Here is a 22,340-nt window from a genome sequence, read left to right as displayed (position 1 = left end):
TTAAATGTGCCGTAAGCGAAGTACAAATAACGGTTTTGAAAAGAGTGAGTGCGTGTAACAAGCGACAACGTGGCGAGGGTGCAGCGTCACGCTGCTCGCTGTTCTGAGAATAAATATAAAAAGCGTATCGAATGATACGCTTAGCTCAGCTTTTTTCAATGCAATAGCAGACTTCGCCTTCGGGTTCGAGACCTTCCCGTCGGAAACGTTCAACATTGTCTGTGATATGCATTGAAGACTTCTCCAGAACTCGTCCCGACTTTGTGTTTTCGGCGCGGTGATAGGCTTCAAGCTTCAGGAAATCCGTGTGTCTGAATACATTTTCTATTACTGCGGAAAGAGCCTCTCCTGCATAGCCATTGCCCTGAAATGCCGTGCCAATGCAGTATTCTATCTCGGCTGTGCGCAGTTCTTCGTATACGCGGCAGAAGGCTATCTGCCCGATGTTTTCGCCGCTTGCCTTTTCTATTATCGCCCAGCGGTAGAAGCTTTCGGAGCTGTATCCGCTGATATACTGTTCGAGAAGTCCTCTTGCCTCGTCAATTGTCTTGTAAACGGGTTCTCCGTACTCTATCTGCACAGATGAGACAGATGCCCAGTTCCTGTGCATGGTCTCGAGGTCCTGCGGCTCAAATCTGCGCAGCAGAAGTCGGGGAGTATCTATAGTGAAAGTGCCTGAATGATGCATGATAGTTTCTCCTTTTGGGTTATTTTATGCTTTCAAAAGCTCCGAAAGCGCGGTTTCAAAGGCTTTGTCCTGTTCGGCTGTACGCTTGGGAAGACCTTTTGTGCGGCCGCCGCTTCTGCGTATTTTAGCGGAAACTGCGCGGAATGAGAGGAGTCCTGATATATTTTCCTCAGTGTACTGCTTTCCGTCCTGATTGAGGACTACAGCCCTTTTGCTGAGACACATGGCGGCAAGCCCGTAATCCTGAGTAATAGCGATATCGCCTGCGGTTATGAGGTTCACAAGTCGGAAGTCCGCACTGTCCGCGCCCTTGTCAACGATTATGGTCTCTGCTCTGTCGCGGTATATGGAGTGAGCTGTATCGCATATAATAGTACATGGGACAGAGTGCTTTTTTGCAAGCCTGACGGCGATATCCGTTACGGGACAGCCGTCTGCATCTATGAATATCTTCATTTCTGCTCCTTTTTTATGCGGACGAAGTATGACTCGGCATCTTCATGGCGGACCCAGCCACCGTTTTTCTGCATGACTTTAAGCGATGCAGGATTGCTTTTCCTGACGCGGAGATATATCTCGTCCTCGGTAATAGTTTTTCGCGCTTCCTCGATAAGCAGTCTGAGACCCTCGGTGGCGTAGCCCTTTCCGCGGTATTTCGGAGCTATATAGTAGCCTATATGTCCTGAGCCGTCTATAAGTGAGGGACACAGATGATGTCTGAGCTGGAATTCGCCTACAATGTCATCATCGTGCCATAAAAAGTATGTGGTCGCAGGCACATAGCCCTCGGGCAGCCTTTCGCCGTATGAATTAGCTATAAGCGTATCAAGTGCGTCATCAAAGTCCTCGCGGCTTATATCGGGATAGTCGTTGATGAAGCCGTTTTCATCGGCGGGGATATCCCGCACAAAGATATATTCTTTTTCTATATCGGCAGTATTTGCAGGTCTGAGACTGAACATTCCTTTTCTCCTTTTTTATTTAATTATACTACATTCGGGCGAAAAATTCAATGTTTGCAGTTTGTATCATTTTTTACTGTAAACATATTTGAAATATTGACAAAACCTTTATGAAGTGGTATAATAAATTTGTATGTATATCACTGAATGATCATGGTATCAGGTGTTCATGTGATCGTAATTTATAAAATGTTTTTATGTGCGGATCAAACGCGCTTTATTTCACTTAGGGGTGAGGAAATGGCCGGAATTACTACCAAGCTTCTTTATCAGGGCTGTGATACATTTTTGCAGACAGGACTGAAAAAGAAGGATCAGATCAACGAAGATCTACTCAAGCTCATCAATGAGAATACTGATAAGGGACTTCTCAGTGTAAGATGGGAGAAAACTGCAACAAGAAATGTACTTAAATATGACGTTACCAACATGACTGCGCTTTCGGAATATGTCAGGCAGACAATGACACAGGATAAGTATTTCGGGATAATCAGCCAGTTCCAGAAAATACTGGAGTACTGCGCTTCTCTCGGGCTCCCTATGGACAATTTTCTGATAAATGATCCGAAAAATGTTTTCTACAGCGTGGAAAAGCAGAAGCTCTATGTGGCTTATCTTCCGCTTTTGAACCACACCTATAAGTGTACGAATACAGCAAAATTCCTTATGAAGGTGAACAAGAATGCCAACTTTACCGTTTCAAACGGTGCTGTTATGCAGAAATACAACTACTTTCTTGAGGAATATGTCAACAACTCAAAGAATAAGAGCGGATTTATCTCGCCTACGCAGCTTTACAAGATGCTCCATGAGGTGCTGATGCTGCCTGATATGAATGAGGCTGAACAGCCTCAGCCTGCTGCTGCGGAAAAGCCTGCTGTTGTTGATGATGACTTAGACCACACTATCCTTGTAAGCCGCAGGCGCGTATCCGAGTGCCCTGCTTTTCTGAGGGACGAGAACAACAGGGAAATACCTATCGACCATTTTCCGTTTACTATAGGCAGACGTGCAGGAAATGACCTTGCTCTTACGGATAAGGGTACTGTGTCAAAGGTACACGCTGTCATAAGCTATGAAAACGGTACATTTTACGTTGAGGACAAGGAGTCTGCAAACGGAACATTCCTCAACAGCTATGCCGAGAACGGTGAGCGCATAATCAAGGAAAAGCTTACCAGCGGCGATGTTATATATATATGCGATCTTCCTTTCGTATTCAATGTGAACGATACGGATTCTGCTACGGTCATTATCGGCGATAAGGGAGCAGATGCGAAAAAGGCTCCTCAGCAGAAGGCTAATATGAAAAAGCTCGCCTATATCATCAACTCCTCAAGCAAGGAAAGGATACCTGTTTTTGTATATCCCTTTACTTGTGCGGAGCTTTCGGGCATGATAGTAGGGCGTGACAATACCAAGAACAGACACAGCATTTTTATCGAAAATATCTCCTGCCAGTCCCTTAGCGTTGAAGGGGACGATGTGGCTGTAGGCGACAGGATAAGCGTATTTTCAGGCTGCAATTTCCTGTACCACGGCATAGGTTATACATTCTTTGAAGAAAGCTGACGGTGAAGGAGTATGGAATACTTTTTCTCTTACGTGACTACCGAGGGTGCTGTAAGAAAGGTGAATCAGGATTCACTTTTTATTTCCGAAGCCGAATATGATGGCGATAAAATATTCTTCGGAGCAGTCTGCGACGGCGTAGGCGGTCTTTCCGCAGGCGAAAAGGCAAGCGGCTATGTCTGCAAGCGCATAAACGAATGGTTTGCAGATGACTTTGCGGAGCTTATGAGAAATTCCGCTTCTATCCTAAAAATAAGGGAGTCTCTTGATGACCGTCTCCATGAACTGAATGAGCGTATAAACGACTACGCTGACCGCCATTCCTCAGATATGGCAACTACCTTTACGGCGGTGCTCATAAATCCTAAGTTCGGGAATATACTCACCGCCCATGTTGGTGACACCCGTCTTTATAAGATAACCAACGATGAGATAGAGGTCCTTACCTCAGACCATTCTGTTGTGGCGCAGGAGGTAAGGGACGGCATTATAACTCAGGAAATGGCTGAAAAGGACCCGAGACAGAATCAGCTCACAAACTGTATCGGCGCAGGTCTCGATGATACCTCTTACGATTACAGCATATTCCCGTACAGCAGCGGTGATGTGTATATGCTCTGCTCTGACGGGTTCAGGAAGAAGATATCATCTGAGGAGATACAAAAGGCACTTTGTCCCTCTGCTAACAAAGATGAAAAGACTATGAAGTCTAATCTCGAAAAGCTGAAGGATTTAGTGATACAGCGCGGAGAAAAAGACAATATCACCGCCCTTATGGTAAAACTCTTCTGAAAGCGAGGAGATCTATTTGCTAAACAAAGGCTTTGTCCTTGAAAACAGATATAAGATCGTCAATGTTGCAGGCAAAGGCGGTACTTCCGTAGTTTACCGTGCTGTCGATCTGAAAGCAAATAATGCTCAGCGTGCCGTTAAAGAGGTAATGAAGACCAACGGCACAGATGCTTACAATGCAAGGCAGGAGTCTCTGCTTATCAAGGAATTTTATGAAAAGGACGCGAAGAACTCCTTTTTCCCGAATATAATCGAGATCATCGACAATGATCCCGACGCACTGTATATAGTTCAGGACTATATCAACGGAGTCTCTATGGACTCTCTCCTTGCATATGGTCCCTTCCGCCATAAGACCATGCTCAGATATTCAAAGGATATCTGCCGTGTAATGTCATTTATACATAAGTGCGGACTTATACACAGCGACATGAAGCCCGATAATATCATGGTGGTGAGAAACGAGGAGGACTTTGAGAACTCACGCAGACCTGATAAGTTCGGACGGTTGAAGTTTATTGATTTCGGTTCTGTTATCGAAAGACGAAGCGGTGCTTTCGCCTATACGCCCGCATATGCGTCGCCTGAGCAGTTCTATGAGCAGGAACTGGACGAGCAGACCGATATATTCAATATAGGTGCTACCATGTACCATATGCTCACAGGCAAGAAGCCTAAAAACGTTTCGTCAAACGGCGAGTTCGTAAGCTCTGCGGAAAGATTTGTGTTCGACAAGGGCACTAATGCAGGTCTTGTGAGGATAATACGCAAGTGCGTTAATGAGGATAAGACCAAGAGATACCGCTCCTGCGATGAGCTTTATGAGGAGCTGGAGCGAACGGATAACCACACCTATCTCCGTGCTGCAAGCATAATTGCGGGATTTGCAGTGCTTTGCCTCGGTGTATCTCTGTTTGCTAATATAATGGCGAACAAGAGCAGGAACGAGGACTTCAACAAGCTTGTGGAAAGGGCTGAGAATACAGGCGAGTATTCCGCAAGATCAGAGGCGTTCGAGGAAGTTATAAAAGCCGACGGCTCTTATGCGGACGCTTATCTGAAGCTTATCGAGATATACAAGAATGACATGGTATTTGACGCTAAAGAGGCGGAACAGATACTTGCTCTTATAAACGAAAATATCAATCAGCTCAAGGAAGCTCCCGAGTTTGAGGAGATAGCCTACGAGCTTGGTATTCTTTACTGGTATTACTATTTCTATGGGAACGAGGGCAATAACGCCGACCAGAACGGAAGTATCTCGGGAAAGATAGCTTCCGTGAAGTGGTTCAGGGAGGCTCAGACCTCCGAATTCAAGCGCAGTGAGCCCGATAAATACGAGATAGCTCAGGTGTACTGTACCATCGGAGATTTCTATTCCCAGACACAGAAAAAGGAAAATGAGCTGCTCAAGAAGAATTACTCCGAGGATCTGTGGAAGAGCATGAACGAGCTGAACAAGCTTGTCGAGGAGGCTAATGCAGGCTCTGAGATAATCATTCTTGAGACCTACAAGACTCTCCTTAATCTGGAAAATTCAAATATGAGCGATTTTGCAAAGTCAGGGATAACCTATGAGGAACAAAGAGCCTTCCTTGACGATATAAAAACAAAGACCGATAAACTTGGTGCCGCTGATGACTCGGCTGCGGTGGCTAAGGAATATATCCTTAACTATTACGACAGAGTCATTGAGAGCATAGAAGGTTCGGAATGAGCGGAGGTAGGATATGACTTCTTTTGAATGGCAGATCATCTCGCAGATATTCCTTGGGATAGGCATAGTCCTGCTGATAACAGCCTTTATGATAGTGGCAAGATTTAAGGTCATCTCAAATACGATATCCGAGATAAGATCGAGGAAAAGCCCTGCTGTACCTGTGGAAAATGTACATTCTGCGGCTATAAATATGCGTACTGTCAGCAATAATACTGCTGTTCCCGATATAACCGAAGATGAGATAGCAAGCGGCAATATAACCGTTGTTGTGGGAAAGAAGAAACAGCAGGATATCAGCGACACCTTAGTTGTGGCAAACAATAAGGATAAGAAAAACGATTTCAGAATGATAAGGAATATAATCGTCATTAACGCCGATCCCGATGTTATTGACGGTAACAGGAGAAATAAATGAAGCTTGTAAACTCTGTCATCAGTCTTGCTGCGGCTGTGACTTTAGTGCCTGCCTGTGTATGCTTATATGCGGAGGCAGACTATGAAGCTCCCTCGAATATAGAGGTGAGCGTGGGGAGCTTTGAGATAGACAGGTCTCAGCTCAGCGGAGATACACTTGTGGAAGTTCCCGTATACATAAACAATAACTGCGGTTTCGTTTCCCTCAATATACTCTTTTCACTTGACGGCAGACTCAGATTTGCCGGAGATTACGAGGCTGAGGCGAGGGCAAGAAATCTTTCGGGGGTAAATATATACAACTGCGCTGATAATACAATATCTGCCTGCTTTGAAGCGTCGGGAAGAAAAAAGGTCACCGATAACGGAGAGTTAGGCGTACTCAGAGTCAATATACCCGAAAATACTCCTGCGGGAGAATATGGCATATCAATGCCTGACAGTGCAGGGGATTTCGAGGTTATGATATTCACTCACAATAGTGATGAGGCTTTGTTCGGCAGGGAATGTTTTTCTGCTCTTAACGGCGGCAGGATAACAGTTACGGACAACAGCCATACAAGGACAGCCGATGATACTGACATAAACAATAACGAAGATAACAATAATTCTCAGCAGTCTGCGGAAGATACAGCCGATAACGGAGACAACAGCTCCGCTGCCGCTGTTACGACCACAGAAACTACAACAACCTCTTCAACAAGCACTACAGTCAAGACGACCACCACATCAGCAGCAACTTCGGCTGCTGCAATATCCGAAACCTCAGCAAAAGCTTCTGCCGCTGCTGTTACAGAAGCTCAGGTCTCGGAGAAGGTGACGGAAAGATCGGAAAAAGGAAAAAAAAGAAATATGCTTGCTCCCATACTTGCAGCTTCATTGCTGTTAGTAAGTGCGGCAGTGGCTTTTGTTGTTAAAAAGGGAGGGAAGTCAAAGTGAATAACGGTATCTTTGATTTTAAAAAGAAAATAGCTTTTACGGCAGCTCTTGTTATCGTTGCTCATTCCTTTGGTACATTGCCTGCATCGGCAGCGTCTGCCACTTTGGGTGCGCTGAATACCGATACTGTAGGTGTGCCCGATGATGGCACTGAAGTGACTGACGGCGGCGGTGATGCAGAAAATACGGAGAGCGGCACTGCTGACGAAACCACAACTGCAACTACAACAACTACTACAACTTCGGCAACTACGACAACAACTACTTCGGTTGAAACTACTGTTACTACATCAACTACTACACAGCAGAGCAAAGTTACTTATAATGTTGTTGTAAACGGCGGTATTTCGGAGGAGAATTTTATTCTCCTCGTATCAACAGCATTCAAAGGGAAAAAACCGTCATATGATTACAACGGTAAGAACGGAGGTACTATTACCGTAAACAGTGATGATGTACCCTCAGATGCTAAGCTGAGTCTTGGCAGTACAGAGTACAGAAGGAAGTCTGCATCGGGCACATCTCTGGTCTATGATGCGTACTACAAGGCAGAACTGCCGTCAGATGCAGTAACTGTCATTGCTTCGGGCATACCTGCGGACGGCTTCTGCAAAAACGGTTCGGATATCACTGTAAAGTCTGTTGATGAGTATACCCTTGTCGAGAGCGACGAGGAAAAAACTATAAAGGTGGAAAGTCCTCTTAATTTCACTTACGAAAGCATTGGAAATGATGAATACAGGCTCAATTTTGTGGGCGGAAGTTATATCATTTCGCCGAGGCTTTTCAAGCTCAAAATGTCGGATAATTATAAGTTGTACAGAGGCGATAATGAGATACCCGACAGAATCCTGCGCTGGAAGGATATAGGTCAGCTTAGGATAAAAGCAGAGGAGAGACAGGCTCTTTCCGTAAGTGACGGTTCAAAATCCCATGACTTCAAGGTAGTGGAAGATTTTGTGAAGCTGAGCGAGTTCCTTAATGTTTCGCAGTTCAGATACAGCAATAACGCTGAATTCGTGGTTACAGGCGTAAACTGGAAGGTAAGCGTAAAAAGCATATTTGAAGGCGAGGAGGATAAGAACACTACCCGTTACTTCCATGTTGAAAAGGACAGCGACAACAAATACTTCTTCCGTGTGCCTTATCTTGAACTGGGCAACTTCTACCTTAACGGTTACAAATACGGCAAGTTAAAAGATGCAGACCTGAGCAAAATGTTCTCTGACATGAGCGACGATAAGGATCCTGTGGGCTATTGCAGGATACCGTATATACCGAATATGGACGATATTGAGCTGCACTATGTGAAGTTCAAAAGATTCGGAAGCTATACCTTTGCGCCTTCACAGGATATAACACTCAGAAGCGGCAATTGCTTCTCGCTTGACAGCTCCGATCCGCATAAGTCGCTTATGACTTTCCCTGCGGATTTTGACAGCAGCTTACTCAGCTATGAGTGCTTCGGAGGCTCGGATGCGTCGGGACTAAAGACCTTAAAGGCTGTTATCCAGCCGGGTGACAGGGAATTCAATATCAATACAACTGTAATGAAAAATCCTGTCTTTATCCTTGTCAAGAACGTTATCAAGGACTCTGACGATCTGACCAGCGGTCTTGAAGACAGTATATGCTTCTATAACGATAAGAATTCACCGACTGTTTCCGATACCGAGGAACGTGATGAGAATAAATGGTATGGCAAGGAAGGTGCGGAATATATTCTTGATATCCATGACAGAGAGAATTGTCCGATACCCGAGAATGATACCATTTACTATGAGGAAAAGGAAATACGCGATGTATATGAGAAGCTTATAAATGCTCCTACTGTTGACAAGCAGGAGATAGCTTCCGTTATTGTCGGGGATTACAGATTTGACAGACCTGAGCGCGGCTGGGGCGATACCTCTGCCATAAAGTGCTATATCGAGAACAGTGCGGTAAGAAATACCGAAAAGGCTCTTATTGAGCTGCTCAGAGAAACAGAGCTTTCGGAGATAAGTGCCAAGTACGCAGATCAGGGCGACAGCTATAATTATTATAAAAAGATCATAAACAAAGGCGTTTGCAGCGAGCTTGAAACCTACTATGCATCAAAGCTCAAAGAGCTTGAAAAAGATGAGGATAAAGCAGGGGAGGCTGCGGAAATAAGCATTGCAGCCGCAAAGCTTGAAAGCTGTGTCACGGCTTATGAAAAGGCTAAGAAAGACGCTAAGAATACACATAAAACTGTACCGTCACTCACCTTTGATACGGAAACTCAGAATTTCAAGGTGACACTCAAGCCTGCTGACGGATATAAGGACACCATTATAAGAGATACAGTCAACGTATATGCTGTTGATAACAGCGGCAATTCGGGCATGGGCACTGAAAAAATGTACACCATAAATGTACGCATGGACTGTGCTCCTCCTGTATTCAGCGGCGAACCTTTTATGATAAGAGGCGCAGAAAAAATCGAAGGAGCAGACGGCTCGATAAATTATGTCGTTAAAAACGGCACGTTTATCAGCGCTTCGATGAGCGATATCTCAGACGGCACAGAGGGCTCAGGCGTAGGCAGTGCAGAGTGGTACATCGGCGATAATGACGATTTCAAAAAGCAGATGTGGCGCGATAATAACAGCGAAGGCTTCTGGACTATCATAAACGACGATGATATAAAAGGCAAAAATATCAAGAGCTATTTCAGTGTAAGGGCTACAGATAATGTGGGCAACAGCTCTGTTTTCAGGTCGGACAAAACTGACAAGAAGGTAAATGTCATATTCGACAGCGCAAGACCATTAAGCAGTATCGTTGATGCCTCCGATGCTTCAAAGGTGCATCGTCAGGAGGTAAGAGAAGGCGATGAGATCGTTGTTAAAAAGTGGTACAGCAGCTATGAGGACATAAGGCTCAGTATATTTGCAGCTGATGTCAATCCCGATAAATGCTCGGGTATACGTCAGCTTAATATCGAAATAAACGGTCATGAGTGCCCTGCATTCATTGCGGGTGACAATATAGACCCTGAGCTCCTGAAGGCAGGAAAGTATTACATTGCCTTTGAAAAGGGTACGGAGGAGGACTGCTTTGACGCATATCTCAGATGTACCGCAGACAGCGAATACAATGTAAGGATATACAGTAATCTGCACAGACTTGGCAGAGAGGAGGACGGAAGCTACAATAACCGTTCCGAAAGCGGAAGTATCCAGGTTAAATTCTCTGCAAAGGACAATGCATGGCTGGACAGCCCCGTAACCGAGGAAAGAGTATACGTTGACCTTGATGCTCCTGTTATTGCCGGAGCTGATATGAACGGCGGAAATATACTCCGCGGGGACGCTGATTTCAGATTTGAAGCCTTCTCCGACGGTCAGACTTCCATAAGGGTAAGAGTCGGGGATTCGGTGCCGAGCTCAGGCATTTCAGAAGTAAAGGCTGATCTCTTTGACAAGGACGGAAATATTATTGTAAGCAATGTCAAGGCTCAGGGAGCAGGTGATGAGTGGGAGCTTAAAATACCTGTAAACTTCAAGGGCTTTGCAAGGATAACCGCTGTTGATAATGTAGGAAAGAGCTCTGATTTTGCCGATACTCTCGGTATCATTACCGAAAACAGCGGAAAACATTCAACGGAGAAGCACGTATTCATTGATCTGCCGCAAACGGGCTTTACTGACAGGAACGGCTTGCCGCTTTACAATTCACAGGTCAACGCTAAGCTTACAGTCCGTGATACATTCTCGGGCATTGCAGATGTATTTACAAGTGTTTCGGGTGAAAATGAAACAAGACTCGGAATAAACAGGGACGGCATCAAGGAGGATACCGATGCTGACAGCTGGAATATAAATGAGGATAAGTCCGAAAACAACCTTGTTACTGAGGTAACGAGAGATCTTGTGATCTTGCAGAATTCCAACGGAAACAGGATAGCCGTGAGAATGAACGATAATGCAGGAAATCCCGATCAGGACTATGTTTATGAGGATTTCAGCATAGATACTGTCAAGCCTGTGATAAAGGTCGAATTTACTGACGGAAACGGCTCGGCAGACAGCGAATACAAGAATATATTCAAGTCGGGCAGAAAGGCTGTTATAACTGTAACCGAGCGCAATTTTGATCCTTCACTTGCAGAAGTGATGATAAACGGTGAGAGAACTATGCCTACATGGTCTCATACAGGAGGTACAGAGGGCACAGATACTGCGCAGTACAGTGCAGAGGTCAATATCGACAAGGACGGTACATACAAGATTACTGTCAATTGCAAAGATATGGGCGACCTCAGAGCCGATACATATAATTCCGAGGAATTTATTATCGACCGTACAGCACCGACTCTGAGCGTAGGATTTGACAAGGACATTTCAAATCAGCATTACTATAACGCTCCCGTAACGGCTACGTTCAGGATATCAGAGACTAACTTTGATCCTAAGAGGATAACCATATCGGGTACTTTAGACAATAAGTCAGGTGATTTCCCGAAGGCTTCCGACTGGGTAAAGAGCGGAAATGATTACGTTTCAACAGTTAAATTTGATAAGAACGGCGATTACGAGATAACTGTCTCGGGACGCGACAAGGCAGGAAATCAGCTCGATACATACAGCGAGACCTTCTGTATCGATACTAAAAAGCCGACTATCGGCTTCAGTGATATAAGCAGATCAAACAACGGCAAGGAGATACGTCCGAGTATCCGTTTTGACGATGCAAATATCAAGAAGGAGACCATAAAGGTAGAGCTTGAGGGCGCAAACAGAGGAAAGGTAGTTGACGTCCGCGGCAGTCTTACCGAAAAGAACGGCGGATATGAGTACGTTTTCGATAATATCCCGAATAAGCCCGAGTATGACGATATCTATACCATAAAGGCAACTGCCGAGGATAATGCGTCAAACAAGATAGAAAAGAAATTCAGATTTTCTGTCAACAGATTTGGTTCCACATTTACTCTCAGCAATGATACGGCAGCTCTCAACGGCGGATATCTACCGCGTCCAAAGGACGTTATCATTACCGAGTATAACGCTGATAAGCACGCAAAGGCACACAGCGTTTTCATTACAAAGGATTCGGAAATGATCGAACTCAAGGAGGGACTGGATTATCTGGTAGAGACCCGCGGCGGTATAGATGAATGGTCAAGGTATACCTATACTATCTTCTCGCGCAATTTCGACAATGATGCAAGGTATACAGTTTCTATCCATTCATGTGATGAAGCAGGCAATATAAATATAAGCGATTCTGACAAGAAGAATGCAGAGGTATCATTCTGCGTCGATAAGACGAAGCCTCTGTGCATACCGCTTAATATTGCCGATAACAGAACATACAGAGGCGAGAGCTATACTGCAAGGCTTTCGGTTTCAGATAATATCGTACTGAAGAATATACGTGTTTATGTTGACGGTCTCCCTGTAACTACAAGGCTCAATGATGATGAGTGTACCTTCAATATCTCAAATTCCAGCAGTGCCCGTGAGGTATGTGTAGTCCTTACGGATATGGCAGGAAATGAGGAGGAGTATTATTACAAGAACATACTCGTTACCACTAATATTTTCAGGCTCCTTTTCCGTAAGACATGGTTCAAGATAACGGCAGGTGTGGCTGCACTTCTTGCTTGTGCTGCGGCTGTTGTCATCAGAAAGAGGAAGAAGAGACTTCTGTAATAAGGTATAAATAACGAAGAAACGGTCATAACCTATGGTTATGACCGTTTTTATGCTTATTTTTCTATGAGCAGTCTTCTCATCTTTATCATATCAAATACATCTATGATACCGTCGGCAACAAAGTCGCCTGCAAGTGGGACTTCAAGACTGCCGCTGCCGAGGAGCCATTTCTGCATAGTTACAAGGTCAGCTACATCAAAGGAGCTGTCGCCGTTCACATCGCCCTTCACGTACATCTCTCCGAATGGGTAAGCAGGTTCAGCGATAATATCTATCGCATCGGTCGCAGCTTTTATCCTTCCCACATTAGTAAGGCTGTCGTATTTGCAATGTACACCGTAAAACGGGATACAGTAGGAATAATCGGACTCGCGGTAGTAAAGGCATATGTCATCTCTGTATTCATCGGGGAAATTAGGATCCCAGAGTACTATGCGGCGGTCGTAGTTGTTACCGTCAAATTCCCAATTGCCCGACTCTATGCCGCAGCCTGCACAGGTATGACCTCCGTCGCCTGTATCGAATGAAAACAGGAAAGGTTTGCCCTGTTCCTGAGCCTGCCAGCCGAGCTCTATCATCTGATCGAAGTGATCAAGCTCGTGTACGCCCGGGTGATCCTCTATTTTTCTTGCAGCCTCTGTGTATTGCAGGAAATGATGATAATTTATGACAGATATTACATCGGGGGCGGGACTGATATCACGGAGCGATTTTGCTCCTTCCTTTATATCATTTGCGGAAATCAGTCCGTATTTTGTCATAAGAACTGTCAGTACCAAGCCGTAGCATGAGCCTTCCCAGCCTTCATCAAATGTCCTGTACTTTGCAGGAAGGAGCTCTGTCAGCTTTATCTGCGCACTATCTGTGAAGTAGTATTCATCGCCGAAAAACTCCTTATCGTTTGATATCTTCCACGTATCGGCAGAAAGATCAAGGGCATAGCTGCCTTTTGCGGGAGGAATTTCAGGTTGAGAAACACATGGGACAGAAAGCTTTTTCGCCAAAGGATTTGTTGAATAGATACGTCGGGGCTTGCTGTTCACAAAAGGGTTATCCTCAATGCTTTTTACTGAATTTGGTATGGTAAGTGACTGCATACGTACACGGTTAATAAAGGCTTTTGAGCCGATAGTTTTTACCGTATCGGGTATGGTTACGTTTACATCATCTCCCACATAGCTTACCAGCTTGCCGTTGCCGAGAATGAGCCAGCCGCCGTTTTTTTCCTTGAGAGAGTACATAAAAGGTGTGCTTGAAAAGGCGTTGAGAGCTACATCGGTCAGAGACTCGGGCAGATTTATTTCGTTAAGCATTGTGCCTGAAAATGCAAGACTGCCTATGCTTTTCACGGTATCGGACAGAGTAGCCTTTGCAAGTCTTTGTGAGTAATAAAAAGCACATTCGCCTATCTCGGTGACACCGTATGGGATATCTATTTCGGTTAGCTTTGTGTGAGCAAATGTCATGTAGCCGATAGATCGGAGACTTTTGGGGAGAATTACCTCCTCCAGCTCTGAATCCACAAATGCGTAGTCGTCTATTAAGGTAACGGAATCGGGGATAGTTAAACGCTGTATGCAGGTACCGCGGAATGAGGAAGAACCGATAGTTTCCAGTCCGTCAGGCAGGTTTATTTCCATAAGACCTGTATTTTCAAAGGCGTAGTCACCGATTATTTTTACCGTATCGGGAAGAGTTACGCGGTTGAGTTGTTTTTTACTGAAGGCAATACCGCTTATCTCGGTAACTCCGTAGGGGATCTCGACTTCATTGCTGTAACCGTAGTAAGCCTCCAGAACTCCGTCCAATATAAAAAATTCGTCTTTATCGTAATCAACAGCAAAGGTCAGCAGAGGACACAGACAGGTGCATATCATAAGCAAGGCTGTAAACAGTGACAAAAAACGTTTTTTCATTTATATCCCTCCGATTCAGCATGAAGCTTTTTTCAAATCAATTATAACATAAAATCCTGAAAACAGCAACATATAAAGCAAAAACGCAGCAAGGTCTATCCGTGCTGCGCTTTTTAATATATACCGATAGTGGACGCACATATTGTGTTACTATGATAGCTTAAAGAGTGCCGTCCTTTATAAGATAAACATTAGACGTATTTTCATCCTCTTTTATCTCAAAGCCGATAACATCGCGGTAAAAGCGTATCATTTCGCCCATATTCTCGACAAATAATCCGAATCCGTCAAGTCTCATAATATTCCTCCTGTTTTTCAGGTGAGGGATAAATTATATCATCAATTACGGAGCGACCGTCGATAGTCCTGTAAACATAGACGATGATACCCGCACCGACTATTATGCCTGTAAGCTTTGATAATACTGCGATACCGCTGAATGAAGTCAGCCATACACTGCCGTTGAGAAGATAGTGGAGCAGTATAGCTCTCAGCAGCCAGCGTTTCTTGAAATTATTATCATTCAGCTTCTTGAATATCATTACAGACAGGCATATATGAAATCCGAAATTTGTTAGTATATTCAGCCAGTCAAGGATACTGCAAAAGATATCGTTATCGGCAAATGCATTTAGCTGTTTTATAACCGCCTCGGCAGCCTGCGGCGTTTTACCGGCTGTAAAGGGTTCAACGCCCTCACTGTTCAGCTTTTGTCCGTAGCCTATGATATTAAAGGTATCAAAGCCTCTTATCCAACATTCAAGTCCTGCATGACCTATTCCGTAGCATACAGCAGCACCCGAAGTCCTTACGTTGAGCAGTGGATACTTTATTGCAAGCCAGCGTCCAAACTCTTCCGTAATGCACACTATCTCTGTGGATATGGCTGCTTTCTGTGCAAATGAAGCGGCAGGCAGCATGATATAAGCCATACCGTCAGCAAGTCTTGTTGAAAGGAAATAGGTGATGATGCCTGCTGTTATTGGCAGAAGCTTTGCGGAATTATATCTGCGCATTATAAAGAATGCAGCAACAGGAAGTGCAAGATAAATAAGTGCGGTTATGCAGTATCCGATAAGGGTACTTCCCGAAAAAACGATATCATTCATAGCTTTATTTTATAGCGGCAAAAGCCTGTTTGAGCGTACTTGCAGGGATAATGTTTATATTATATTCCTTAGGGGCAACAGCCGACATGGACTGCTTAGGCACTACACAGGTGGTAAAGCCCATGCGCTCAGCCTCGCGTATACGCTGTACTATATGTGATACCGAGCGTATCTCTCCGCCAAGACCTATCTCACCGAAGGCTATCAGCTGCTCGTCTATCTGCTTGTCCATAACTCCCGAGTAAAGCGCCATAGCCACAGGCAGGTCGCCTGCGGGCTCGTCAAGTCTGAAGCCGCCGACTATATTCAGGTATACATCGAGTCCGCCCATGAATATGCCGAGACGCTTTTCGAGTACGGCTATGATGATATTGAGCCTGTTGAAATCAAAGCCCGTTACCATTCGGCGCGGTGCGGAATAGCTTGTCTTTGAGGCAAGAGCCTGCACCTCTGCAAGTATAGGTCTGCTTCCCTCCATTACGCAGGCTACACAGGTGCCCGATACATTATGGGGGCGGCCTTCAAGGAGCATCTGCGACGGATTTGACACCTCGCGCAGTCCTTTGTCAAGCATCTCGAATACGCCTATTTCGTTGGTAGAGCCGAAACGGTTCTTCACAGCGCGGAGAATACGATAGCTCTGATGCCTTTCGCCCTCGAAATACAGCACCGCATCAACGATATGCTCCATTACCTTAGGACCTGCGATAGCGCCGTCCTTATTTACGTGACCTACTATGATAATGGGTATCTCCTGATTTTTGGCGGTGTGCATGAACAGGTTCGTACATTCTCTTACCTGAGTAAGACTTCCGGGGCTGGAGCTTATATGACTTATGCTCATTGTCTGTATGGAGTCAATTATAGCGATATCAGGGGCGCTTGAAGCAATAGTCTGTGCAACAGCCTCTGCATCGGTGGCAGTGAGGATATAGAGATTTTCCGTATCCACTCCGAGTCTCTGTGCGCGGAGCTTTATCTGCCTTGCCGACTCCTCTCCCGAAACATAGAGTACGGAGTGTTCCTCGCCGAGAAACTGGCATATTTGCAGGAGTATGGTACTTTTACCGATACCGGGTTCTCCTCCGAGAAGAACAAGAGAGCCTTTTACAAGCCCTCCTCCGAGGACTCTGTTAAGCTCTCCGATACCTGTATCATAGCGCACATCGCTGTCAGCACCGATATCCTCAAGTTCGAGGATACTGTCGGAAAGGTCGGGGACAGCTCCGCCCGATGATGCTGAACGCATACCTGCGGGAGCTGTATCGGCAATATCCTCCTCGAAGCTGTTCCATGCTCCGCAGGAGGGACATTTTCCGTTCCATTTTGTGCTTTCGTAGCCGCACTGATTACAGGTGTATATATATTTGGATTTAGCCATTTTTTACCTCATCAAGCAAAGGCAAGATCTATGTTTTCAGCTGTGAGCGGATATAATCTTCCGCAGAGCATAGTGCTGTCAGATGGCTTGAAATTGGATATATCAGAGCCTGCAAGCGACCAGCACTGGACCTTGCCGTCAAAATCCGTAGCGTAGAATATTTTGGCATTTACATCAAAGTGTATGCCGCCGTCTGTATCACAGGTGGTATCAAGTTCCTTTATTCCGTCCTCTTCGAGATAGAATACACATACCTTTGAGTCATTGAGGATACCTGTGGAGACAACTACCTCGGGGACACCGTTGAGATCAAGATCCATTATCTCAAATGCAGCGTCCTTGATATTGGGATCTGCAAGAATAGAAGAGAGCTTTTCCTTATATAAAGCCTTCTGATCGTCCTTCATAACGCTGCTCCAGCACTGGGAATAGTTGAGAGCATAGTCTATAGCGTTATCGCCCATGGTGTATTTTCTTCCCACCTCAGCGGTTACGAAATCACGGTAAAGGTGGAGATACTCCTCATACTTTGCAAGAGTCACCTCGTTGTCGTTTATTTCATAGCGTATCGTAGCACCTGATGCTGCGCTGCCCGAGTTGTTGAAGAAGTCGAACTCCTTATTGAAGCTTCCTTCCTTGAATGTAAGGTATTCTCCTAATGAGAAGGTTTCGCCGTCATATGAGAAGCCTATAGCTGTCTGCGAGGGAATATACTGTAAGGTGCCGTATGAGCCTGTAGTAGCTATAAGATCGGCATTACTGCCGATGAGCATATATACATCACACTTTGATGAAGCCTCCGATGACGGAGAGATTATAAGCTCAGGGATATCATCACCTGTAAGGTCGTATATATCGAACATGGAGTCATCTGAATATCTTTCAGAGCCTTTGAAACTGTCAATAGTTGCCTTGAAGGGCTGCTGCCAGTCGAAGCTGATATCAGATGGAGCGGAATTTACATCAAGCAGGCTCGGCGGCGGTTCAATTGCTTTCTTTGTTTCGTTGCAGCCCGTAAACGCGGAAAGAGCAGCTGCCATGATGATAAGGGTAGTGTTTTTCTTTATATTCAATGTTATTGCCTCCCGGATTTATATACAATTATTGTACCACTTTTGACGAACTCTGTCAATAAATATTATTACAGGTCGAAAGTGCATTTTTTTATGAAAAACAACGGATTTACGTCATTATTCAAGGCTGCATCTCAGCTCCCAGTAATACTTCCGGCTGCATACGGGGAAGTCATCGAGTACGCCGTGCTCGGGGTCGTAGAAGGTGCCCTCGCAGTACAGTGACCAGTGCCAGCAGCGGGGAGTTTCAAGGCTGAGCAGGCAAAGAGGCGGGAGTTGTGATTTGTCCTCTGCCTGTATGCGGTTATCGGATATGTAAACACCGTGTTCGCGGAAGGTGCGCTTCATCTCTTTAAGGTCGGTCTCACGGTCGTTATCAAGGTATCGGCATATGTATTCGGGAGTCTTTTTCAGCACCATAGCCAGTACTGCCTGACCGCATTGCAGGTCGGTAGGCTCGTGAATATAAGATATTTCCATTGTATCACCTCTATGATATTTTACCATATATGGAAAATGGTGTAAAGACTGTATTTTTGGCAAAATATCCACCTTTTCTTTATTATCGGGGTTGAAATAATAAATGGATAGATGTATAATATATAAAATAGACAAATTACAGAACGGGATTGTAATAAAATTATGCACTTCTTACTAAGGAAGTGGTAATATAATTATGTTATAGAAAGAGGGTATTAAAATTGAGGAAAAACTTGATCCACAAATCTATCAGTACAGCTGCGGCATTATGTGTACTGATACAGCCGTCGGTACAGATGATACCGCGGAGCAGCGCAGCAAATGCAGCAATGAACTATTCCAATGCAGTTGTAGCCAGTCAGGGCTCGGCTGCTGGCGATGCCGTTATAAAGGGCGGCAGCGCGGCGGTAGTTTATGACAGCACATTGAAGTCAGATGTGCTCGACCTTCACGGCGACTCCTTCGGCAGCGGCTGGTTACAGCTGCCTGCAATGTTCGCCAAGGGCTGCGAGAACGGTTTCAGCTTTTCATTGAAGTATAAGCTGGACAGCGATGCAGGAAACTACACAAGACTTTATCAGTTCTCGCCCGTACCCTTCGGAGCAGGTGCGGCACCGAGCTATTCTTCACCCGATATCTCCATTGACCTGAAGGATAAGAAGGCTTTCAGAACAAGTATATTCGTGGGCAAGGGAACGACTACCGAGAACGACGACAAGCACAGGGCTATATTTGATGTAGAGTCTGCTCCCGACAGCGGAAAATGGCATGAGCTTACGGCTGTGTACTCAAAGACAAAGGCGGAATTTTATATTGACGGAAAGCTGCAAAGCATAAGCGAGGCTGATACACTTACTGATACTATGAACAGCCTTTTCAGTGAAGGTGTTCTGCCGTCTTATATCTACAATTCGATCGGTCATTCAGTCTATTCGGACAACGATATTAAAGCTTGTGTGGACGATGTTGCGCTTTATGGCTATGCGCTTACTGCTCAGCAGGCAGCTATACTTCCCGATGATCCGATGTATCTTTATACCTTTGAGGAGAATACCATAAAAGAGGGAGAGGCTGTTCCCGAGGAGGAGATATCAGTCTCCGAAAACGGCACTCCGCTCACAAGCGTTCCCGAACTGGAAAGCTGTTCTCCCGACAAGACTCTCATAACCAAATTCTGGGTAGATTCCCGCGGAAGCTATTACTATTCCGTGCATAAGAACAGTCACGGCAGTATAGGTACTGTCATAGAGCCTTCAAAGCTTGGTTTCGTTACAACTACAGAGGACTTGTCAAGCGGCTTTTCGCAGACTGCTCCTGCTGCGTCTGTAGTGGAGTATGACGATACATATACTATGCCATTCGGCAAGCACAGTACTTACCGCAATCATTACAACGAGACTTCGTTCCCACTCAAAAAGGGCAGTTCCACACTTACGGTATATGTGCGTATGTACGATGACGGCATGGCTTTCAGATACGCTCTCGATCACGGTGCGACCATAAAGGAGGAGGCAAGTCAGGTAGTATTCCCGAAGCAGGGCACTCTCTGGGGCAATATCCCTAATGCTACCTATGAATGGGATTTTACGGAATTCAATGTTGACAAAATGACAAGTGCGTGGGCTGATTATTCGGTACCGCTCACGGGTAATTTCAATAATAAATACTGGGTTCTGCTTTCGGAGGCAAATGTTTTCAATGAGAGCGACCCTTACTGTGCAGGCTATTTAAAGACAACAGGCGGTTCTCGGGCGCTTACATGGCGTTTCGGAATGAAGGCTTCCTCGGTGACTATGAAAAATGCCTTCCATACTCCGTGGAGAGCTGCTATAATTGCCGATAATCTCAACGATATGGCTTCAAGTGACCTTATCCTCAACCTCAATCCGCCTTCAGTGCTTGATGATACGAGCTGGATAAAGCCGGGCAAGGTGGCATGGTCATGGTGGAGCAGCGGCGGTGACTCACCTATAGAGTACCACACACAGAAGGACTATATCGACTTTGCGGCTGAAAACGGCTGGGACTATGTGTGTCTCGATTTCGGCTGGGCACTCTGGGACGACAGTGCGGCAAAGGTAAAGGAGCTCTGCGAATACGGTGCAAAGAAGGGCATAGGCATTTATCTGTGGTACGGTGTAAACAACAAGGGACATTCAGGATATAAGGACAGCGCAGGACACCCTGCATATCCTTACTATTCGCTTCTTGACGAAGCAACTATTGTCCGTGAGTTCGAGCGCATAAAGGGTCTGGGAGTAAGCGGCGTAAAGGTGGATTATTACGAAAGCGATACTCAGGAGACCATGAAGCAGATGTACCTCTGTGCAAGCATAGCCGCAAAGAATAAGCTTATGGTGCTTTTCCACGGCTGTACTCTGCCGAGAGGCGAAAGCAGAACGTATCCGAATATAGTTTCATACGAAGCTGTAAACGGTACGGAGTTCTATAAGTGGGGAACAAGTCCTTCACTTGCAAATCGTATAACCTATACATTCACAAGAAACGTTGTAGGCTCTGCTGACTTTACTCCTACAGGTGTGCCGATATACGGCATAAAGGCTACAGCAGGCTTTGCACTTGCAGATACGGTGAATATAGAGTCGGGCGTTCAGCATTTTGCTCAGTCTGTATATACCTATCAGGGCAACAAGGCTCTGCCTTTCCTCAATGATGTGCCTGTAAAATGGGACGATATGAAGGTTCTGGACGGCAGACCTATGCAGTTCAATGTTACCGCAAGAAGAAGCGGCAGCAACTGGTATATAGGTGCGTCTACGCTTTCTGCAAGGAGCATATCCATAAAGCTCAGCGACCTTATTGATGACGAGGGCGAATATACTGCGTATATCTTCGGCGACAACAAGGACGGCAGCGAGATAGAGGTCAGGATAATAAGGGACGTTACAAAGGACAGCGTTATCGAGGAGAAGCTCCTTGCTAACGGCGGTTTTGTCATGAAGATAACAAAGAGCGGCATGAAGCTCACAACTCCTTACAGCAATTTCAAGTTCTATGAGGCTGAAAATGCTAAGCTTTCGGGACAGGCTTCGATTACTGCCGATAAGAACGGCAAGTACAGCTCTGGCAATGCGTATGTTGGCTATGTAGGCGGAAATGCTTCAAACTACGTTACATTCGAGAATGTTAAGGTGGATAAGGCAGGGGACTATAAGCTCCGTATCTACTATGTATCGGGCGAAAGAAGAAGCCTGAAAATAGATGTAAACGGCTCTTATGCCACAACTCTTGACGGACTTTATGCTAACAGGAACGACTGGTCGGGTATTGCGGCTGCTGATACTACAGTTAAGCTCAAGGAGGGCGTGAATACCATCAAGCTGTATAACGATAAGGGCTACGGACCTTCAATTGACAGAATAGCTGTTGCTATACCGAATGAAGATGTGGAGGGCGATGTGAACCTTGACGGCGAATTCAGCGTTGCCGATCTTGTTCTCATGCAGAGATATCTCCTCGGTTCTGCGACCTTCAACAAGCAGCAGTTCGCTGCGGCTGACCTCTGTAAGGACGAGATGATAGATGCTTTCGACCTTATCATGTTCCGCAAAAAGATCATTTCCAAGTAATGATAAAGCTCCGAGGTTTA

15 protein-coding genes and 1 pseudogene are annotated in these 22,340 nt (G+C 45.3%); 7 read left to right on the top strand and 9 right to left on the bottom strand.

All coding sequences use genetic code 11. The annotated features are described in order from the left end of the window. Positions 1–145: 145 nt before the first annotated feature. Genes BUB28_RS11840 through BUB28_RS11830 form a run of 3 tightly spaced genes read right to left on the bottom strand, consistent with a single transcriptional unit; the run spans position 146 to position 1,650 of the window. A complete protein-coding gene (locus BUB28_RS11840; RefSeq protein ID WP_072951675.1) occupies positions 146–688 on the bottom strand; it encodes a GNAT family N-acetyltransferase in 543 nt (180 codons plus the stop codon). A gap of 24 nt (positions 689–712) precedes the next feature. Next, complete coding sequence (locus tag BUB28_RS11835) at positions 713–1,144, bottom strand: YaiI/YqxD family protein (protein WP_072951673.1); 432 nt, start codon at positions 1,142–1,144, stop codon at positions 713–715. Further along, positions 1,141–1,650: a GNAT family N-acetyltransferase gene (locus BUB28_RS11830; protein ID WP_072951672.1), complete on the bottom strand. Its 510-nt coding sequence runs from the start codon at positions 1,648–1,650 to the stop codon at positions 1,141–1,143. Before BUB28_RS11830 ends, BUB28_RS11835 begins: the two co-directional genes overlap by 4 nt. 240 nt (positions 1,651–1,890) lie before the next feature. Here BUB28_RS11830 and BUB28_RS11825 point away from each other — a divergent pair, with 240 nt between their 5' ends. Genes BUB28_RS11825 through BUB28_RS11800 form a run of 6 tightly spaced genes read left to right on the top strand, consistent with a single transcriptional unit; the run spans position 1,891 to position 12,768 of the window. Continuing rightward, complete coding sequence (locus BUB28_RS11825; RefSeq protein WP_072951670.1) at positions 1,891–3,222, top strand: FHA domain-containing protein; 1,332 nt, start codon at positions 1,891–1,893, stop codon at positions 3,220–3,222. A 12-nt stretch (positions 3,223–3,234) separates the two neighbouring features. After that, positions 3,235–4,014 carry a PP2C family protein-serine/threonine phosphatase gene (locus BUB28_RS11820; RefSeq protein WP_072951668.1) on the top strand — a complete coding sequence of 260 codons (780 nt, stop codon included), beginning with the start codon at positions 3,235–3,237 and terminating at the stop codon, positions 4,012–4,014. A 16-nt stretch (positions 4,015–4,030) separates the two neighbouring features. Then, positions 4,031–5,731, top strand: coding sequence for a serine/threonine-protein kinase (locus BUB28_RS11815; RefSeq protein WP_072951666.1), 1,701 nt, complete (start codon positions 4,031–4,033; stop codon positions 5,729–5,731). A 13-nt stretch (positions 5,732–5,744) separates the two neighbouring features. Further along, complete coding sequence (locus BUB28_RS11810) at positions 5,745–6,149, top strand: hypothetical protein (RefSeq protein ID WP_072951664.1); 405 nt, start codon at positions 5,745–5,747, stop codon at positions 6,147–6,149. Next, the gene (locus BUB28_RS11805) at positions 6,146–7,087 is read left to right on the top strand and encodes a hypothetical protein (RefSeq protein WP_072951662.1); all 942 of its coding nucleotides are present in this window, start codon (positions 6,146–6,148) and stop codon (positions 7,085–7,087) included. The genes BUB28_RS11810 and BUB28_RS11805 overlap by 4 nt, the downstream gene beginning before the upstream one ends. Further along, positions 7,084–12,768: an Ig-like domain-containing protein gene (locus tag BUB28_RS11800; RefSeq protein WP_072951660.1), complete on the top strand. Its 5,685-nt coding sequence runs from the start codon at positions 7,084–7,086 to the stop codon at positions 12,766–12,768. The genes BUB28_RS11805 and BUB28_RS11800 overlap by 4 nt, the downstream gene beginning before the upstream one ends. Before the next feature lie 56 nt (positions 12,769–12,824). Here BUB28_RS11800 and BUB28_RS11795 read toward each other — a convergent pair whose 3' ends face one another. The 6 genes and pseudogenes from BUB28_RS11795 to BUB28_RS11770 form a co-directional block, all read right to left on the bottom strand. Continuing rightward, the gene (locus BUB28_RS11795) at positions 12,825–14,687 is read right to left on the bottom strand and encodes a leucine-rich repeat protein (protein WP_072951659.1); all 1,863 of its coding nucleotides are present in this window, start codon (positions 14,685–14,687) and stop codon (positions 12,825–12,827) included. Positions 14,688–14,850: 163 nt separating this feature from the next. Then, positions 14,851–14,985: pseudogene (locus BUB28_RS11790) on the bottom strand (VOC family protein); the annotation flags it as partial. Beyond that, entirely contained in the window at positions 14,975–15,796 is an 822-nt protein-coding gene (locus BUB28_RS11785) for a YhfC family glutamic-type intramembrane protease (protein WP_072951657.1), read from the bottom strand. The gene BUB28_RS11785 and the pseudogene BUB28_RS11790, both read right to left, overlap by 11 nt. A 4-nt stretch (positions 15,797–15,800) precedes the next feature. Continuing rightward, on the bottom strand, positions 15,801–17,177 hold the full coding sequence (radA, locus tag BUB28_RS11780; protein ID WP_072951655.1) for a DNA repair protein RadA: 1,377 nt from the start codon (positions 17,175–17,177) through the stop codon (positions 15,801–15,803). An 11-nt stretch (positions 17,178–17,188) separates the two neighbouring features. After that, the gene (locus BUB28_RS11775; protein ID WP_072951653.1) at positions 17,189–18,250 is read right to left on the bottom strand and encodes a hypothetical protein; all 1,062 of its coding nucleotides are present in this window, start codon (positions 18,248–18,250) and stop codon (positions 17,189–17,191) included. A gap of 117 nt (positions 18,251–18,367) precedes the next feature. Continuing rightward, on the bottom strand, positions 18,368–18,730 hold the full coding sequence (locus tag BUB28_RS11770; RefSeq protein WP_072951651.1) for a hypothetical protein: 363 nt from the start codon (positions 18,728–18,730) through the stop codon (positions 18,368–18,370). A 221-nt stretch (positions 18,731–18,951) separates the two neighbouring features. Between BUB28_RS11770 and BUB28_RS11765 the strand changes: the two genes are divergently transcribed. Further along, positions 18,952–22,320, top strand: coding sequence for a glycoside hydrolase family 97 N-terminal domain-containing protein (locus BUB28_RS11765; protein ID WP_072951650.1), 3,369 nt, complete (start codon positions 18,952–18,954; stop codon positions 22,318–22,320). Positions 22,321–22,340 lie beyond the last annotated feature (20 nt).

It is taken from the genome of Ruminococcus flavefaciens (assembly GCF_900143025.1).
Classification (GTDB): Bacteria; Bacillota; Clostridia; order Oscillospirales; family Ruminococcaceae; genus Ruminococcus; species Ruminococcus flavefaciens_I.
This window is presented reverse-complemented; position numbering and strand designations above follow the sequence as displayed.

Coding starts and splice junctions, on each gene's coding strand:
- BUB28_RS11820 (WP_072951668.1), top strand. CDS start 3,235: ATGGAATACTTTTTCTCTTACGTGACTACCGAGGGTGCTGTAAGAAAG.
- BUB28_RS11785 (WP_072951657.1), bottom strand. CDS start 15,796: ATGAATGATATCGTTTTTTCGGGAAGTACCCTTATCGGATACTGCATA.
- BUB28_RS11770 (WP_072951651.1), bottom strand. CDS start 18,730: ATGGAAATATCTTATATTCACGAGCCTACCGACCTGCAATGCGGTCAG.
- radA (WP_072951655.1), bottom strand. CDS start 17,177: ATGGCTAAATCCAAATATATATACACCTGTAATCAGTGCGGCTACGAA.
- BUB28_RS11805 (WP_072951662.1), top strand. CDS start 6,146: ATGAAGCTTGTAAACTCTGTCATCAGTCTTGCTGCGGCTGTGACTTTA.
- BUB28_RS11795 (WP_072951659.1), bottom strand. CDS start 14,687: ATGAAAAAACGTTTTTTGTCACTGTTTACAGCCTTGCTTATGATATGC.
- BUB28_RS11835 (WP_072951673.1), bottom strand. CDS start 1,144: ATGAAGATATTCATAGATGCAGACGGCTGTCCCGTAACGGATATCGCC.
- BUB28_RS11810 (WP_072951664.1), top strand. CDS start 5,745: ATGACTTCTTTTGAATGGCAGATCATCTCGCAGATATTCCTTGGGATA.
- BUB28_RS11825 (WP_072951670.1), top strand. CDS start 1,891: ATGGCCGGAATTACTACCAAGCTTCTTTATCAGGGCTGTGATACATTT.
- BUB28_RS11830 (WP_072951672.1), bottom strand. CDS start 1,650: ATGTTCAGTCTCAGACCTGCAAATACTGCCGATATAGAAAAAGAATAT.
- BUB28_RS11840 (WP_072951675.1), bottom strand. CDS start 688: ATGCATCATTCAGGCACTTTCACTATAGATACTCCCCGACTTCTGCTG.